The 16132-nt window shown below is 61.1% G+C and carries 13 protein-coding genes; 6 read left to right on the forward strand and 7 right to left on the reverse strand.

Annotated features, from left to right (window positions below):
- The first annotated feature begins 92 nt into the window (after positions 1 to 92).
- Both ACQZ6F_RS02805 and ACQZ6F_RS02810 read left to right on the forward strand, forming a co-directional pair.
- Positions 93 to 1655, forward strand: coding sequence for a 4-hydroxyphenylacetate 3-hydroxylase N-terminal domain-containing protein (locus ACQZ6F_RS02805; protein WP_449092555.1), 1563 nt, complete (start codon positions 93 to 95; stop codon positions 1653 to 1655).
- Between the two features lie 10 nt (positions 1656 to 1665).
- Positions 1666 to 2178: a flavin reductase gene (locus ACQZ6F_RS02810; RefSeq protein ID WP_068393308.1), complete on the forward strand. Its 513-nt coding sequence runs from the start codon at positions 1666 to 1668 to the stop codon at positions 2176 to 2178.
- Positions 2179 to 2259: 81 nt separating this feature from the next.
- Here ACQZ6F_RS02810 and ACQZ6F_RS02815 read toward each other — a convergent pair whose 3' ends face one another.
- The 7 genes from ACQZ6F_RS02815 to ACQZ6F_RS02845 form a co-directional block, all read right to left on the reverse strand.
- Complete coding sequence (locus ACQZ6F_RS02815) at positions 2260 to 2961, reverse strand: ABC transporter ATP-binding protein (RefSeq protein WP_077467962.1); 702 nt, start codon at positions 2959 to 2961, stop codon at positions 2260 to 2262.
- Positions 2958 to 4673, reverse strand: coding sequence for a branched-chain amino acid ABC transporter ATP-binding protein/permease (locus tag ACQZ6F_RS02820; RefSeq protein WP_449092556.1), 1716 nt, complete (start codon positions 4671 to 4673; stop codon positions 2958 to 2960). Before ACQZ6F_RS02820 ends, ACQZ6F_RS02815 begins: the two co-directional genes overlap by 4 nt.
- Positions 4660 to 5529, reverse strand: a complete 870-nt coding sequence (locus tag ACQZ6F_RS02825; RefSeq protein WP_449092557.1) for a branched-chain amino acid ABC transporter permease — start codon at positions 5527 to 5529, stop codon at positions 4660 to 4662. The genes ACQZ6F_RS02820 and ACQZ6F_RS02825 overlap by 14 nt, the downstream gene beginning before the upstream one ends.
- A 106-nt stretch (positions 5530 to 5635) precedes the next feature.
- Positions 5636 to 6817 carry an ABC transporter substrate-binding protein gene (locus ACQZ6F_RS02830; RefSeq protein WP_449092558.1) on the reverse strand — a complete coding sequence of 394 codons (1182 nt, stop codon included), beginning with the start codon at positions 6815 to 6817 and terminating at the stop codon, positions 5636 to 5638.
- Positions 6818 to 6869: 52 nt separating this feature from the next.
- Positions 6870 to 8531, reverse strand: a complete 1662-nt coding sequence (locus tag ACQZ6F_RS02835; protein ID WP_449092559.1) for an amidohydrolase — start codon at positions 8529 to 8531, stop codon at positions 6870 to 6872.
- A gap of 230 nt (positions 8532 to 8761) precedes the next feature.
- Positions 8762 to 10240, reverse strand: a complete 1479-nt coding sequence (locus tag ACQZ6F_RS02840) for an aldehyde dehydrogenase (protein ID WP_449092560.1) — start codon at positions 10238 to 10240, stop codon at positions 8762 to 8764.
- A gap of 62 nt (positions 10241 to 10302) precedes the next feature.
- Positions 10303 to 11757, reverse strand: a complete 1455-nt coding sequence (locus ACQZ6F_RS02845) for an APC family permease (protein ID WP_449092561.1) — start codon at positions 11755 to 11757, stop codon at positions 10303 to 10305.
- Between the two features lie 315 nt (positions 11758 to 12072).
- Between ACQZ6F_RS02845 and ACQZ6F_RS02850 the strand changes: the two genes are divergently transcribed.
- Genes ACQZ6F_RS02850 through ACQZ6F_RS02865 form a run of 4 tightly spaced genes read left to right on the forward strand, consistent with a single transcriptional unit; the run spans position 12073 to position 16130 of the window.
- Complete coding sequence (locus ACQZ6F_RS02850; protein ID WP_449092562.1) at positions 12073 to 12858, forward strand: IclR family transcriptional regulator; 786 nt, start codon at positions 12073 to 12075, stop codon at positions 12856 to 12858.
- Positions 12858 to 14111 (forward strand): Tm-1-like ATP-binding domain-containing protein, encoded by a 1254-nt coding sequence (locus ACQZ6F_RS02855; protein WP_449092563.1) that lies wholly within the window; start codon positions 12858 to 12860, stop codon positions 14109 to 14111. The genes ACQZ6F_RS02850 and ACQZ6F_RS02855 overlap by 1 nt, the downstream gene beginning before the upstream one ends.
- The gene (locus ACQZ6F_RS02860) at positions 14108 to 14758 is read left to right on the forward strand and encodes an HAD-IA family hydrolase (protein ID WP_449092564.1); all 651 of its coding nucleotides are present in this window, start codon (positions 14108 to 14110) and stop codon (positions 14756 to 14758) included. The genes ACQZ6F_RS02855 and ACQZ6F_RS02860 overlap by 4 nt, the downstream gene beginning before the upstream one ends.
- A gap of 16 nt (positions 14759 to 14774) precedes the next feature.
- Positions 14775 to 16130, forward strand: a complete 1356-nt coding sequence (locus ACQZ6F_RS02865) for an aminotransferase class III-fold pyridoxal phosphate-dependent enzyme (RefSeq protein WP_449092565.1) — start codon at positions 14775 to 14777, stop codon at positions 16128 to 16130.
- Positions 16131 to 16132: the final 2 nt, after the last annotated feature.

Here is a 16132-nt window from a genome sequence, read left to right on the forward strand (position 1 = left end):
GGAAAAAGTACCAGCGAATTGCCTCCTTTGTCCATGGCCGATGCCACGGCGGAAACGTAGGATCGGTCAAGATCTCAAGGGAGGAATACGAGATGCGAGCTGAAGATCACCGCGGCGACAAGAACCGCCCATTTACCGGCGCCGAATATCTGGAAAGCCTGCGCGATGGCCGCGAAGTCTACATCAATGGCGAACGTATCGCCGATGTGACCACCCATCCATCCATGCGCAATTCCGCCCGCTCGATCGCGCGCATGTATGATGCGCTGCATGATGAAAAGTCCAAGGAACGTCTGACATCGCCGACCGACACCGGATCGGGCGGCTACACTCACAAATATTTCCGCGTGGCGAAATCCTCCGCCGAGCTTGTGGCGCAACAGGGTGCCATCGCCGATTGGGCACGCATGTCCTACGGCTGGATGGGCCGCACGGCCGACTACAAAGCAGCTCTCATGAACACGCTCGGCGCCAATGCCGACTGGTATGGGCCGTTCAAGGACAATGCGCTTTCCTGGCACAAGCGTGCTCAGGAATCGGTGCTCTTCATGAACCACGCGATCGTCAATCCGCCGATCGATCGCCACAAGCCGGCCGATGCCGTCAAGGATGTTTTCGTCCATATCACCAAGGAGACCGATGCCGGCATCTATGTCTCGGGCGCCAAGGTGGTGGCGACATCCTCGGCCCTCACCCACTACAACTTCCTCGCCCAGAGTTCAGCGACGGTGACGGAAGACCCGTCGCTGTCGGTCATGTTCATCGTTCCGATGAATGCCCCCGGGATCAAGATGTTCTGCCGCGTCTCCTATGAGCAAACAGCCAATACCGTCGGCCATCCCTTCGACTATCCGCTGTCGTCGCGTTTTGACGAGAATGACGCGATCCTGGTGCTCGACAATGTCTTCGTGCCCTGGGAGGACGTGCTGGTGTTGCGCGACGCGGCCAAGATCCTCTCGTTCCATCCGGCCTCCGGCTTCATGCACGGCTATTGCTTCCAGGGCTGCACGCGCTTTGCCGTCAAGCTCGATTTCATCGCCGGGCTGCTGGCGAAGGCGCTACGCGCGACGGGTGGCGATGCCTTCCGCGGCAATCAGGCCGCACTCGGCGAAGTGATCGCGCTTCGCCACATGTTCTGGTCCTTCTCAAACGCCATGGCCTACAACCCTCAACCCTGGGCCAACGGCGCGGTACTGCCGAACATGGAGGCGGCCCTTTCCTACCGCACCTTCATGTCGGAGGCCTATCCGCGCGTCATCGAAACGGTGCGCAAGGTCGTCGCCTCCGGCCTTATCTACCTGCCCTCCTCGGCCAAGGATTTCGGCAACCCGGAGATCGACCGCTACCTCGCCCAATATGTGCGCGGTTCCGACAATATGGGTCATATCGAGCGCATCAAGATCATGAAGCTGCTGTGGGATGCGACGGGCACCGAATTCGGCGGGCGCCATGCCCTCTACGAGCTCAATTATGCCGGCGCACCGGAAGAAGTTCGGCTGCAGGTACTGAAAGGCGCCGAGCGCGGCGGTCGGTTGAAGGAGATGGAGGCGCTGGTCGATCGCTGCATGAGCGATTACGACGAAAACGGCTGGACCGGAGATACCTGGCTTCCGCCGCTTGGGCAAACCTCCCCCATCCGCAACGCCGCCGAATGAGGGCTTTGCCATGGAGGAGCAACTCTCGAAAAGCGAATTCCGCAACGCGATGGCGCGTGTCTGCGCGCCGGTCAACGTGATCACGACAAATGGCCCTGCCGGCCGTGGCGGCTTCACCGCCACCGCCATGTGCAGTGTCACCGACGAGCCGCCGACGCTGCTCGTCTGCATGAACAGCCGTTCGGCGCAAACCGGCCTCTTCTTCGAGAACCGCCGTTTCTGCGTCAATGTCCTGACGCAAGAGCACAAGGAACTGGCCGGCTATTTCGCCGGCCAGCGTGCCGAGATGGAAGAGCGTTACGCCGCCGCGAATTGGATCGATTTCCGCTCCGGCAGCCAGGCCTTGTCGGATGCGATCGTCTCCTTCGATTGCCGCCTGACGGAAGCGCGGCTGGTTGGCACGCACCATATCTTCATCGGCGAGGTGATCGATATCCGCAGCCGCAAGGATGGGCATGCGCTGCTCTATTTCGACCGCAACTATGTGCACGTGCCGACGCAGGCAGGGAGTTTCGGCGGCTGAGTGCAAGACCACCGAAGAACGTGATGGGGATGCAGTGAAGCACGGCATCCCCATCACGTCTTGCAGGGTGCCACTATCTCGTCAGGCAGCAGCATCTCCTAGATAGAGACGATGAAGCTGCGCCGGATCATTAGCGAGCGTGGCGCAATCGCCGTCATAGACGATGCCACCTCTGCGCAGCACATAGGCGCGGTCGCCGATCGCAAGGGCAAGGGCCGCGAACTGCTCGACCAGAATAACCGCCATGCCGGCATCAGCCAGTTGCCGGACTGCCCGCATCAGGCGGCTGACGATGACCGGCGCCAGGCCGGACGACATTTCATCGATCATGATCACCTTCGGCCGTGTCAGCAACGATCGGGCGATGACAAGCATCTGTTGCTCGCCGCCGGACAGCATGCCGGCCTTGATATCGCGACGTTGACGCAGCTCCGGAAACAAGTCGTAAGCCTCCTGCAGATCGGCGCCGGGATCGAGCGCGACCTTGAGATTTTCTTCGGTGGTCATTTCCGGAAATACGGTTCGCCCCTGCTCGACGTGGCTGATGCCGGCACGGGCACGCAGGCCCGCGCGCAATTTCAGAAGCTCCGCACCATCCATCGTGGCCGAACCGGACGCTGCCGGAATGATGCCAGAGAGGCTTTCGAGCAGCGTGGTCTTACCGGCCCCATTGGAGCCAAGGAGAACGCTGATCTCTCCGCTCGAAACGGCAAGATCAACGCCGCGAACGACAGGGATGCCGGATCGGTTGACGACGAGACCTTTGATGGAAAGCGCGGTCATTCGGCGGCCTCCTCAAGTTCGATGCCCATATAGGCTTTCTGGACGATCGGCATGGCGAGCACGCTTTGCGGCGCGCCATTGGCGATCACGCGTCCGAAATCGAACACCGTGATCGCCGAGCAGGCCCGCCGCACCAGATCCATGTCATGCTCGATCAGAAGGACGGCACTGCCGAACGCCTCGGGAATGGCGGCAATCCGTTCGCCGAGCCTGACAGCATCGGCGTAGGATTGGCCGGCGGCCGGCTCGTCGAGAAGGATGACGGGCGACCGCGATGCGACCACGCCGGCAACATCGAGCAGCCGCCGTGTACCCGCATCGACCGAAGCGATGGGCGTCTCGGCCGGCGGACAATCGAACCATTGCAGGATGGCGGAAAGCTCGTCGTCGCTGATGGCGCCTGCCGCAAGTCGCACATAGTTGCCAACGCTGAGTTCCGGCGCGATGCGCGTGGTCTGCCACGTACGGCGGATGCCCAGCCGGGCGCGGCTCGTGGCGGAAAGGCCTTCCAGAGGTTTGCCATTCAGCTTCACCGAGCCATCATAGCCAGCGAGAAATCCGGCGATAGCATCGACCATGGTCGACTTTCCAGCGCCGTTCGGGCCGACAAGGCCAACGACCGTGCCTGCCGGCACCTGCAGATTGACCTTGTCCAGCGCGACGACGGCGCCATAGCGGACCGTGAGATCGCTGACCTCAAGCGCTAGCCCTGGTTCGTGCACACCGGCAGCCGGAAGATGGCTCGATCGCCTATGCGTGGAGGCTGCAAGGCGCTTGGGAAGCAGTTTGCGCGCAAGCCGTGCCCAAGTCTCGCTGATGGTTTCGCCCGAGGAAAGGGCATGTACGGCGCCGATTGCGAAGAAGACGTTGCCGACATCCTGCGGCAGGTTGAGCCTGCGCAGCAGTTCGGGAAACAACGTGATCAACATGCCGCCGATGACAGCCCCGAGGGTGAAATGTGCGCCGACCATCGTCGCGACCGCGAAGAGCGCCAGGGATTGCATCATCGAGAAGTTTTCCGAGACCAGTGTCCCGAGATAGCCGGCGAGCAAACCGCCCGACACGCCGGAAATGAAGGCGCTGATCGCAAAGGCGCTTAGCTTTGCGCGAGGAATGGAGATGCCATGTGCCGCCGCCGCCCGCTCCGAGTGTCGGACCGCGAGCCAGGAGGCGCCGAGCCGCGACCGGCTGACGAATTCGAGCGCCACTGCGATCACGCCGTAAGTCAGAAGCACGAAGATGAAGAAGCCGTAGTCGCTCTCAAAGAGCGCCGGGCGCACGACCTGCGTAAACGTCGTCTGGCCTGGAAAAGTGATCGTCGCGAGCACGGTATCGAAGGCTGCGGCAAAGCCGAGGGTAACGATTGCGAGATTGATACCGCGCAGGCGCAACGCCGGCAGGCCTATGGCAATGCCGACGGGCACGGCTGCGAGACCACCGACAATCATCCAGACGACAAGGCCGCCGGGCGCCTCGATGACGTTCAGATATCCGGTCACCCAGGCGCCGACCCCTGCAAAGGACATCTGGCAAAGCGAGATCATGCCGGTGCGCCCGGCGACGAGGCCGAGGCTCTGCAGGGCGATGCCCGTGATGAAAACGGCCGTGAGCAGGAACACCCAGTATTTGGGCAGCAGCAAAAGGATGAGTACGCCGATTGCGGCCAGTGACAGGGCGGTAACGGCGGCTGCGCGGAAACTAGCGTGCTTCATCCCAGCGGGCTCCTCTTTGCGACCACAGGAGGACAGCAAGAATGACGATGAACGGAACGGTGCTGCGATACTGGCTGATGAAATCGACAGCGCTGACGGCGCCTTCCAATACGCCGATCGTCACGCCACCCAAAAGGGCCGCGCGAAAGCTGGCGAAGGCGCCGATCAGGGCCGCGGCCAGAGCCGGCACAACAAGCAGGCTCAACGAAGCAAAATCGGGAGAGCGCAGCGGCGCAATGATCATCAGGGCGAAGGAGGTCACAGCACCAGTCACTGCCCAAACGCCGAGCGCCAAAAGCCTTACCCGAATGCCGATCAACTCGGCCGCCATCGGCCGCTGCGACAGCGCCCGCAATTGTAACCCGATACGGGTGCGAGCCAGAAATTGTTCCGTCAGCACGGTGAAAACGATGGCGAGAACCAAGGTCGTGACAGCAGCCCAAGTCACCTCGACGCCGGCGAGACGGAAGGCCGACCCGGAAATCAGCTCGGGGAAGTTATGCGGATGCTGGCCACCGGTCAGCCGCAGTCCGATGGCGATGATGCCGACCAGAAGAGCGGCCGTCACCGCCGCCTTGGTGGAGGCATTGGCGTTTGCAAACCAGGTGGTCATCACAAGGCCGATCAGAACGCCGGCGAAGGCACCAGCGGCGATGCCCAACAACACCGCCGGTAGCAACGGCACGCCAGCCTCGTGCAGTGCGACCATGATGAAGGTGCCCATGGCACCAATCGCGGCGCCGGTGAAGTTCACCACGGCCACCAGACGATAGGTGAAAATCGCGCAGACCCCCAGGATGGCATAGGCACCACCTGCGGAAAGACCAGCCACAGCGGCTGTAAATAGAGCGTTCATTGCAGAACTCCGGAAGCGGGCAAATCTTGCCTCGCCAGATCAGATCGTCGCATCGAGGCCGATACCCGATCCTGCCCTTCGAATGCAGGATCGGGCACGAAAGCCACTACTTGGCCTTTGCCAGCGTGTACCAATCCGGCGTCTTGACGGTCCATTTGCCGTCGACAAGCTGCATGATCTTGGTCGACTTCATCGGCGAATGCGCACGGGCGTCACCGAAGACGTAAGGGCTGCCGGCCAGCGAATAATGCAGCTCCTTGCCCTCCTTCAACGCGGAGGTCACCGCGTCGCGGCTCACGTCGCCATCGATGCCGGAGATCGTGTCGATCATCACCTTGGCGGCGAGATAGCCGCCTTGGGAGAAGGCAGTCTTTGCGAGGCCGGCCTTGTCCATGGTCTTGATCCAGTCGGCATTCGCCTCGTTGCTTTCGGTATAGGGCTCCCATTCGGTGCCGACATAGATCGGCTGCTTGCTGTCGGCCAGCGCCTTGGCGACACCTTCGGTATAGCCGGGTGCGAGGAACAGCCAGTTGATGCCGGAAATCTTCTGCGCGTCGGCGGTCTTCACCCACTGTACGACGCCCGGCTCGACCTGATTGGTGAGCACCGCATCACAGCCGGCATCGCGCGCTTTGATGACATAGGGCGTCAGATCGCCCTGCGGCGGCAGCGTCATGTCGACAAGACCGACCTTGTTGCCGGTCAGCTTCTGCCAGGCCGCGACCGCATTGCCGTAAGCCTCCTGCGTACCACCGAGGATCAGGAAGAAAGCGCAGACTTTCTTGGCCCCAAGGTTCTTCGTTGCATAGTCGAGCATGACCGTGGTCAGCGTGAAAGGACCGACGTTGACGGGAGAGATGCTCGGTGCGTTGAAGCAAAGGGGATCAACGCCGACACCCTGAACCGCGAGCACTTCGTTGCGGTTGTAAGTGCCAGCATTGACGGCGCAATCGAGCAGGCTTGCGCCACCTGCCAGAGCAACGACGCCCTTGTTGTCAATCAGGTCACGCGCCGCCTGGGCGGCCACCTGCGGATCACCCTTGTCGTCGGCCAGCGAATACTCGATCTTGCAGCCGTTGATGCCACCCGCTTCGTTCAGCTGTTCGAAAACGGCCTTGGTCGCCTTCGGTGCGTCGGAAAAATCGACCACGCCGGTAACAGTGGAAACGGCGCCGATCTTGATCGGACCATCCTTGCAGGTCGGCCCTGCTGCGAAAGCGGATGATCCCGTGAATGCCAGGCCGGCGGTAGCCAAGCCCAGAGCTATGAATGCGGATCTCAATTTCATTTTGTTCCCTTCCTTTTTTATGAATTGCGGCGTTTCCTCTTCGCCGCGCCAGCTAGCGCTGGTAGACAGGCTCACCTGCGAAATAAGTGGTGAGAACCTTGGTGTCGGCGATGCGGTCGGCAGGCACCTCGAAGACATTCTGGTCGAGCACGATAATGTCCGCGGACTTGCCGACGGCGAGCGACCCTGTCTCCGCTTCTATCCGCATCGCCTTCGCCGAATTGAGCGTGTAGATCTCGATCGCCGAGGCGAGATCGATCGCCTGCTCCGCCCAGAGCGATACGCCCGGAAAGGCGCCCGACGGATTCTGGCGCGTGACCAGTCCTTCGATGCCGTTCCATGGGTCCGGGATCGGAATGACAGGCCAGTCCGACCCGCCGGCCAGCAGCGCGCCGGTGGCTTTCAGCGTCGCGATTGGCCAGAAGCGGGTGGCACGCTCCTCGCCCATCGCTTCCTTATGGCCCTCAAGGAAGGTCGTCGGATACCAGATCATCGGGCAGAGATCGGCGACGACGCCAAGCGGGCCGAAGCGGCCGACATCCTCCTCGCGGATGTAGCTCGCATGGGCGATGTGATGCTTGATATCGGTCGGGCCGTTGAAATGCCTGACGGCTTCGACAGCGTCCAGCATCTCGGTGACGGCATAATCGCCGGTGCAATGGATCTTCAGGCCCATGCCGAGCTTTTCTGATTTGTCGATATGACGAACGAGATCGGGATAGCTGACCAATACCTCGCCGCGATATCCCTCTGGATGCGCAGCATCCGCCACATAGGGATCGTGGAAGGCAGCGGTGCGGGCACCGGGAACGCCATCGAGAAAGATCTTCGTGAAATTCGGCCTCACATGCGCGCTGCGATATTCATCCCGCAACGCCAGCAGCTCGTAACCGGAGAGCCCGAACATGAAACTCGGCTCGATCAGTGGCAGCGAGGTGACAGCCCAGGCGGAAAGTTTGCCGCTGATATCAAGATGCTTCAGCGCCTTGAGAATCGGCAGCACCGACGCGGCATCCTGAAAGGCCGTGACGCCATAGGAATTAACGATCTCGACGGCGCGGGCAACGGCTGCCTCGCCCATCTCCTCGGTAAAGGCTTCTGCGGCGGTGCGCTCGACGATGCCGGCAGCGGATTCGATCAGTATGCCGGTCAGCCTGCCTGTCACCGGATCGCGGCCGAAAGAGCCTTGCGGTGGATCGGGCTGATTGTCGGAGATGCCGGCAAGCCGCATCGCCTCGCTGTTGACCCAGCGGTTATGCATGGTCTCGTCGCGCAGTAGCACGGGATGCCCAAAGCTCGCTTCATCAAGCTTCCTGAGGGCAGCCTCGCTATTGAGCGCGGTGATCATATCGGCGCCCCACTGATTGGCGACGATCCACTGCCCCTTTGGCGTCGTCTCGACCTGCGCACGGACATGGGCGCAGATCGCGTCCACCGAAGCGCCCGCCGCAATTTGCGTCTCGAATAGGTCGGCCTGCCCGCCCATCATGATATGATTGTGGATATCGACAAAGCCGGGCATCGCCATCTTGCCCGCGAGATCGATGACTTGCGTTTCAGCGCCCTTCAGCGCCTCGATTTCAGCTCGATTTCCGACAGCCATGATGCGGCCGTTCCCGACGGCGAGAGCCTCCACCCACGGATGGGTCGGCTCGACAGTATAGATTCGTCCATTGGTGAGAATGAGATCGGCAGAGCCGCGCAAAGTATCCATTATCTTGTTCCCGTGTCGGTTCATTATTTGAACCAATCATTCAATTATTAGAGTGATGCAGGGTTTGATGTTTGTCAACATAGTTCACACGTTAATTATATTGACAAGATGGTTGCTGGCTCCAGATTAGTGGCAAGCCGCGCGCATGCGAATTCGGTCGCCCGCGAAGCGAATACTTCGAGGACGCCGAGACCAAATTTGAGCCGGTCGTTTTTCCAGGCCCCTACGCCCTAGAGCTGAATCCATGCCGTTTTCAGATCGACATATTTGTCGAGCGCATGCAGCGATTTGTCGTGGCCGTTACCCGATTGTTTGACGCCGCCGAGCGGCACGCTGTTGTCGGCACCGCCATAGGTGTTGACATGCACGACGCCGGCGCGGATGCCGCGCACCATCCGATGCGCGCGCGACAGGTTCGAGGTCCAGACGGCCGAAGCGAGGCCGTATTCGGTAGCATTGGCAATCTGCAGGGCTTCCGCCTCAGTCTCGAACGGGATAATCGACAGGATCGGACCGAAGACCTCTTCCCGCGCCAGCGTCATCGACGGCGAAACATCGAACACCGTCGGCTGCATGTAGTAACCGCCGGTTTCCTCAAGCAGGCGCGCGCCGCCTGTACGTAGAGCCGCACCCTCGGACAATGCCTGCCCGACATAGCCGAGATCCTTCTTCAACTGGATCTCACTGGAGATGGCGCCAGCTTCCGTCGACAATTGCAGGGGATCGCCGACCTTCATGGCGCCGGCGATCCGCGCGACCTTTTCCGAAAAAGCCTCGTGGATCGATTTCTCGACGAGCAGGCGCGAGCCGGCGACGCAGACTTGGCCGGAATTGCGAAAGATGCCGTAGGCCGAAACTTTTGCCGCCTGATCCAGATCCGGCGCATCGGCAAAGATGATATTCGGAGACTTGCCGCCGAGCTCCAGATAGACGCGCTTCAGGTTGGAGCGTGCCGAATATTCCAGAAGCCGCCGTCCGACAGGGCCGGAACCGGTGAAGGCAAGCACATCGATATCCATGTGCAGTCCGAGTGCCTCACCGCTGACGGCGCCGCGGCCGGTGACGACGTTGAACACACCCTCGGGCAATCCAGCTTCGGCGCAAATTTCGGCGAGCCTCAGCAGCGTCAACGACGCGCCTTCGGCGGGCTTCAGCACGACGGAATTACCCGCCGCAAGTGCCGGCGCGATCTTCCAGGCGCCGATCATGATCGGGAAATTCCATGGCACGATAGCGGCGACAACGCCGATGGGTTCGCGATGTATGAGACCAAGAATATTCTCCGCCGTCGGCGCGATCTCGCCGTATACCTTGTCGATTGCCTCGGCATAGTAGCGAAAGGTGCCGGCTGCACTGCCGGGCTCGGCCTTCAAGGCCATAGAAATTTCCGTGCCGTTATCACGCACGCCGAGCACGGCCAGTTCCAGCGCGTTCTTCTCAATCAGTTCGGCGATCTTCAGCAGCACCTTCTTGCGTTCGGCGGGCGCGGCCCTTGACCAGCCACCCTTCTCAAAAGCGCGCCGTGCAGCCTTGACGGCAAGATCGATATCCTCGGTGCCGGCATCGGCGATCGTGGTCAATCGGGTTCCATCGATCGGGGATATCACGTCCATGGAGGCGCCGCTGACCGGCGGTCGCCAAGCGCCATCGATAAACAGCGATTGCGGGGAAACGGACACTGTCCGGAGCTGATCGATCTTGTCCTGCATCTCATTCTCTCACGAAGGAAAGCGGCGGGCACAATACCCGCCGCTGCTGTTAGAGGATCACATCAAGCTTCCTGTCCGGCACCAAGCCGGGCAAAACCAACAGCGTCCGATGACTTCAGGCGAATGGCGGCCAGAAATCCGATGATACCGGCGATCAGGACAAGGCCCGGCAGCAACACGGCGAGCACGCCATTGGCACCGGCGATCGCGCCGAAATTCGCCGAGATGTAATAGACGAGCGCCAGAAGGATCAGCCCGGTCACAACAGGCAGAATCTTGACTGCGAGTACGTTGTTCTCAAGCCCAGGATTGCGGCTGAAGAATACGACGATCGCAAAGGCGGTAAAGGCCATCAGCAGAATGATTGCCAGCGTGGCGACATTGGTGAGCCATGAGAACAGCGCCAGCACCGGGTCCTGACCCGTCACCGCAAAAAGTGCGATCACAAGCACGGCAATTACCGTCTGGATGATCGAGCCGACATGCGGGCTCTGGAACACCGGATGGGTAACCCCGACCGACTTCGGCAGCAGGCCTTCACGGCCGGCGACATACATGTAGCGCGCCACGCCATTATGGAACGCAAGGATGCCGGCAAAGAGGCTGGTGATAAAGAGAACGCTCATAACCACAGTGATCCAGTGACCAACATAGCGCTCGGCAAGGCCGAAGAGGAAGGTCGTCGGGTCAGCAAGACCCTGCAGGGTAGGCACGAGCTTGTCAGCGCCGGCACCCGTCACCATCAGCCAGGAGGTCAGCATATAGAAGAGGCCGATGATCAGCACGGAGATATAGGTGGCGCGCGGCACGGTCTTGTGCGGTTCGCGTGCCTCTTCACTATAGATCGTCGTCGCTTCGAAACCGATAAAGGCGGCGAAGCAGAACAGAAGACCGATGGCCGGCGTGCCGCTCCAGAAGGCAGTCGGCGTAAAAGGCACGGCGGAGAGGCCGCTATCGCCCCCCTTGACGAAGATCGCGGCGTCGATGACGAGGACGACGAGATATTCCAGAATAACCAGCACCGTCAGCACCTTGGCCGAGAGATCAACACGACGGTAGCCGAAAACGGCAACGAAAGCGATGCCGACAAAGCTCCAGACCCACCAGGGCAGATCAAGGCCAAGCTGCTCTGCAAAAAAGCCCTTGGTCGCGGCACCGAAAAGCCCGAGAACGCCGACCTGCATGGCATTATAGGCGAGGATGGCGATGAGCGCTGCCGCACCGCCCATCAGGCCGCCGAGACCCTGGGCCGTATAGGCATAGAAGGCGCCGGCATTGCGGATATGGCGGGCCATGGCGACATAGCCGACCGCGAATAGAAGCAGAATGCCCGTTACCAGTAGGAAGGTGAGCGGGATGCCAGGCCCATTGCCGAGCATCATTGACAGTGGCACGCCACCGGCGACCGCCGTCAGCGGCGCTGCGGCCGAAACCACCAGGAAGGTCACGGCACCCACGCCGAGACTGTTTTTGCGCAGCTGGTTCTCAGCCGCGCCTTGCGAATTTTGTGTGCTCATTTGCGTTCGTTCCCCTTGTTGAGAGTATCCGATCATCGCTGCGATTGCGCGCAGGCGACCTCCATCAAAACCGGACTGACGAGCGGGGCTTGGGCTTTTGTTGATTTTGCCGCCGTCAGCGCTTATGGTTCATTATTTGAACATTAGCTTCAAATATAGACTTGCAAACATTCCTGGCCTCTGTCAAGTTATTTCGCATGTTAAGTATCTTGGGTCGCTGCTATCGTGCCGCGGCGCAGGGTCTGCGGTCTGATTTGACGAAAGCCATGGCTGGACGCACAGAATCAGACCCTGACCAACCCAAGAGGAGGAACGATGAGCACGATCGGAAAGGCGCTGGCATTGCTGGACACCCTGTCACGACTGGACAAGGAAGCGGGTCTGACCGACATCGCCCGGCTGTGCGCGCTCGACAAGGCAACGGCGCGACGCTTTCTGGTGGAACTGGAGAAGCACGGCTTCGTCGAGCAGGACGCGGATACGCGCCGCTATCGCATCGGTTCCGCGCCCGTTCGCCTCGCCCGTATCCGCGAAGCGCGCTTTCCCTTCCTGCGGGTCGCCATTCCCTTCATCAAGGCGCTCGCCGAATCGTCGACAGAGACAGTGCATCTGTCGGAATTTTCCGGCGAGCAGCTTTCGACCATCCACGTCGAAGACTCACCCCGCGCGCATCGCATCATCGTCGATGTCGGCAGCCTCCTGCCCTTTCACGCCACCGCATCCGGCCTTGCCTTCCTCGCCTTCTGCCCAGCGGCAGAGATCGACAAAGCGCTGAAGAAGCCGTTCGAGAAATTCACTGAACATACCGTCGTCGACCCGCAATTGGTCTGCGGCCTGCTCGATGAGACCAGAGGGCGGGGCTTCTCGATCAGCCATCAGGGGCTCGAGGCCGGGGTCATCAGCACGGCCGCGCCCATCCGCACACCCAGCGGTCGGCCGATCGGCTGCGTCGCCATCGCCGCGCCGCTCTCGCGCACGACGAAAACGGCTATCCACGAATTCGGCGCGCAGGCCATCGCCGCCGCCAATGCCATCTCAGAAAAATATTACGGGTCGGAAAGACCCATGGGAACCATTGCAAACATCAGGAGGACAGATTGATGAGCCCTGCGGCTCCCTCACCAAGGATACTCGTCATCGGAACCGGTGACACCAAATCCGACGAACTGCAATTCATGGCATCCGTCATCAAGGAAGCCGGCGGCCAGCCTGCTATGATGGATGTCAGCATTCTCGGCGACCCGCCCTACATTCCGGATTATTCCAGGCACGACATCGCCAAGGCCGCCGCAACCACCATCGAGGCCATTGCCGAAAGTGGTGACGAAAACAGCGCCATGGCTGCCATGGCAAAGGGCGCGACTGCACTGACTCTCCGGCTTTACGAGGATGGACTTGTCGACGGCATCATCGTGCTCGGCGGCTCCATGGGCACTGATCTGGCGCTCGATGTCGCCGCCGTCCTGCCACTCGGTGTCCCGAAATTCGTGGTTTCCACCATCGCCTATTCGCATCTGATTCCACCGGAACGCATTGCGCCCGACCTGATGATGATCCTCTGGGCCGGTGGTCTCTACGGGCTCAACAGCATCTGCCAGTCGGTTCTCTCGCAGGCCTGCGGCGCCGTCGTCGGAGCCGCAAAGCACGGCACCAAGCCCGACCGCACGCGGCCGCTCATCGGCATGACCTCGCTCGGTTCGTCCTGCCTGAAATATATGAAATATCTGCGACCCGAGCTCGAAAATCGCGGCTACGACGTCGCCGTATTTCATTCCACCGGCATGGGCGGCCGCGCCTATGAAGCCATCGCCTCCAAGGGCGACTTTGCCGCCGTCTTCGACTTCTGCATCCAAGAGGTCAGCAATCATCACTATGGCAGCGTCGTCACCTCCGGGCCGGACAGGCTCGAAAATGCCGGACGCGCCGGCATCCCGCAGATAGTCGCTCCCGGTGCGATCGATATGGTCGATATTCAGGCCTGGCAGGTGCTGCCTGAGATTTTTGCCGATCGGCCCTATCATGCCCATAACCGGCTGATCGGATCGGTAACGACATCTCCGGAGGGGCGGCGTGAAGTCGCCAAGCTGATCGGACAAAAACTCGCGCGTTCCGACGCAAGGATTGCCTTCCTGCTGCCAACCGAAGGGTTGCAGGAGTGGGACAAGCCGGATGAGCCGCTACACGATCCGGAAGGGCTCGACGCCTTTCTCGACGAGATGCGCCGCTCCATTCCGCCCTCCGTTCTGCTTCAGGAGGTCGACGCCCACATCAACGCCCCCGCCTTCTCCGCCGCCGCGCTTGCCATCTTCGATCAATGGGTGGCCGAAGGCATCATTCCGGAGGGGCGTCGATGAGCGTAGAGCGCGCCCTCATTCTCGATTTCGGCGGGGTCGTCACCCGCACCCTGTTCGAGACGCACGACGTCACCGAACGCACGCTTGGCCTTCCAAAGGGATCGCTGACCTGGCTCGGACCATTCGATACCAAGACGGACCCGCTTTGGGTGGCGATGCAGAACCGTGAGATCACGGAACGTGATTATTGGCTGCAGCGCACTGCCGAAGTCGGCAAGCTGGTCGGCGAAGGCTGGACCGATATGCAGACCTTCGTGCGCCGGGCGCGCGGCGCCGAGCCGGAGCTGGTCCTGCGCCGGGAAGCGCGCGATGCCATCCTGCGCGCCAAGGAGGCCGGCCTGAAGCTGGCAATCCTGTCCAACGAACTCGACCTTTTCTATGGCGTCGAGTTCCGCCAGCGTTTTCCGCTGATCGAGCTTTTCGACGTCATCGTCGATGCCACCTACACGAAGATCCTCAAGCCCGATCCCCGCGCCTACGAGCTTGTTCTTGCCGAGCTCAACCTGCCGCGCGAGGCCTGCGTCTTCGTCGACGACCAGAAGAAGAACATCGAGGGCGCCGAAGCCGTGAACTTGCCATACGTGCATTTCGACGTCACCCGCCCCGCCGAAAGCTATGCCCGCGCCCTTGCCATGCTTGGGCTCTGAAACAAGAGGATTAGACATGCGTGAAACCAATTTCATCATCGAAAACAACGCCCGTCACCTGTGGCACCCGATGGCGCACCCCGCAGAAATGCAAGCGCATCCGCCGCGCATCATCAATTCTGGCGAAGGCGTCGAGATCGTCGATATCCAGGGCAAGAAGGTATTGGACGCAGTCGGCGGCCTCTGGAACGTCAATCTCGGCTATTCCTGCGAGCCGGTGAAAAAGGCGATCCGCGACCAGCTCGACGATCTGCCCTATTATTCGACCTTCCGCGGCACGACCAACTCGCCGCTGATTGAACTGTCCTATGAGCTGGCCGAATGGTTCCAGCCGGATGGCCTCAGCCGCTCATTCTTCACGTCTGGCGGCTCAGACTCGGTCGAGACCTGCCTGCGTCTGGCGCGCCAGTACCACAAGGTCAACGGCCAGCCGGAGCGCACCAAGTTCGTCGCGTTGAAGAAGGGCTATCACGGCACGCATTTTGGCGGTGCCTCGGTCAACGGCAATCAGAATTTCCGCCGCAACTATGAGCCGCTGCTGCCGGGCGTCTTCCATCTGCCTGCGCCGTTTGCCTATCGCAACCCGTTCAACACCACCGATGGTACCGAGATCGCAGCGGCCATCGGCCGGCTTTTCGAAGACGAAATCGCCTTCCAGGGCGCCGATACCATCGCCGCTCTGATCGTCGAGCCTGTGCTGGGTGCCGGCGGCGTCATCGTGCCGCACGAGACCTTCCTGCCGTTGATGCGTGAGATCTGCGACCGTCATGGCATCCTGCTGATCGCCGACGAAGTCATCACGGCTTTCGGCCGCACCGGCGCCTGGACCGGATCGCGCCTCTGGGGCGTCAAGCCGGACATGATGTCGACGGCCAAGGCCATCACCAACGGCTATTTCCCTTTTGGCGCGGTGATGATTTCAGACAAGGTCGCCGAGGCTTTCGAGAGCAACAAGAACTCGGTCGGCAATATCGGCCATGGCTACACCTATTCCGGCCACCCGGTCGGTGCTGCCGCTGCACTTGCCACATTGAAAGAAACCAAGCGGCTCGATGTCGCCGCCAATGCCGCCGCCCGCGGCGAAGAACTTCTGGCCGGCCTGAAGGCATTGCAAAACAAGCATGAACTGGTCGGCGACATCAGAGGCAAGGGCCTGATGTGCGCCCTCGAACTTGTCAGCGACCGTGCGAAGAAGAGTGCTGCCGCCAAGGACATCGTCCAGAAGGTCCATGACGCAACCTATGAGGCGGGCGTGATGGTCCGCACCTCCGGCGCCAATGTCATCCTGTCGCCGCCGCTGATTCTGACGGCCGGGGATGTGCAGAAGATCCTGACGGCGCTCGATGCCGGCCTTGCCGCCGCGGGAGCCTGATC

Source organism: Rhizobium sp. A22-96 (assembly GCF_053521805.1).